At 55.1% G+C, this 1233-nt stretch carries 1 pseudogene; it reads right to left on the reverse strand.

The window, feature by feature from the left end:
• Window positions 1–18: 18 nt before the first annotated feature.
• A pseudogene (locus tag CC207_RS08195) lies at window positions 19–1170 on the reverse strand (IS3 family transposase).
• Window positions 1171–1233 lie beyond the last annotated feature (63 nt).

The raw sequence follows: 1233 nt of genomic DNA on the forward strand, positions 1-1233 counted from the left end.
TGAATCGCCCCTGGTTTCCTAGACACTCTCCAAGCTCAGAAAATAGCGTTTCTCATACTCTACTGGAGACAGCTGCATAGCACTGCTGTGTCGACGCTTGGGGTTATAGAACATCTCGATGTAATCGAAAATATCACTTCGGGCTTCGTCACGCGTTGCGTAGATCTTTCGTCGGATTCGCTCCCGCTTCAAAAGCTGGAAAAAGCTCTCGGCTACGGCATTGTCGTGGCAGTTTCCCCGTCGGCTCATGCTGCTGATCACATTGTTGGCCTTCAGGAAGCTTTGCCAATCTGAGCTACTGAACTGACTGCCTTGGTCTGAGTGAATCATCACTTGCTGCTGTGGCTTGCGTCGCCACACGGCCATCAGCATGGCGTCGATGGCTAGGTCGCTGCTCATCCTGGGCTTCATTGACCAACCAATGACTTGGCGAGAGAACAGATCCAGCACTACCGCCAGATACAGCCACCCTTCGTAGGTGCGGATGTAGGTGATATCGGTCACCCAGACCTTATTCGGCTCACTGACCTTGAACTGCCTGGCCAGATGGTTGGGCGATGCCGCTTTTGGTTTTCCGCCATAAAACCCAGTACGACGGCGATAGCCCGTTTGCGAACGCAGCCCCTCTGCCTGCATCAAGCGACCGACTCGATTTCGCCCACAGATCTCTCCTAGCTCTCGCAGGTCATCGTGAATCTTGCGATAGCCATACACGCCGCCGCTTTCTAACCAGGCCTGCTTGATCAAGCCAAGCAGGCGCTGATCTTCTTTGGCTCGGGCAGATTGAGGCTCGGCCAGCCAAGCGTAGTAGCCGCTGGGATGCACCTTGAGGGTTTGGCCAAAGGCGACGCACTGGGTAATCCGTCGAGTGCTTGTTGATGAAGGCGTACTTCAGCCGCACTCCTTGGCAAAGTACGCGGCGGCCTTCTTTAATATGTCTCGCTCTTCTGTCACCCGCTTGAGTTCAGCGCGCAGCTTGCGCAGTTCAGCCTGCTGATCATTGTCTTGCTGACGCTGCTCTTGGGGCTTGCTGTAGACCTTGATCCAGGCGTAAAGGCTGTGCACGGACATGCCCAGGCGCTGGGCGACCTCGGCGACAGGTTTGCCTTTTTCGGTCACTTGCTTGACCGCTTCGATCTTGAATTCTTCGGGGTAACGCTGACGACTCATGGCACCTCCTATTTGGGCCTCATTATGAGGCTTGGAGGTGTCTACGAAACCAGGGGCGATTCA

The sequence above is a fragment of the Pseudomonas sp. DrBHI1 genome (assembly GCF_002205115.1).
Lineage (GTDB): Bacteria > Pseudomonadota > Gammaproteobacteria > Pseudomonadales > Pseudomonadaceae > Aquipseudomonas > Aquipseudomonas mosselii.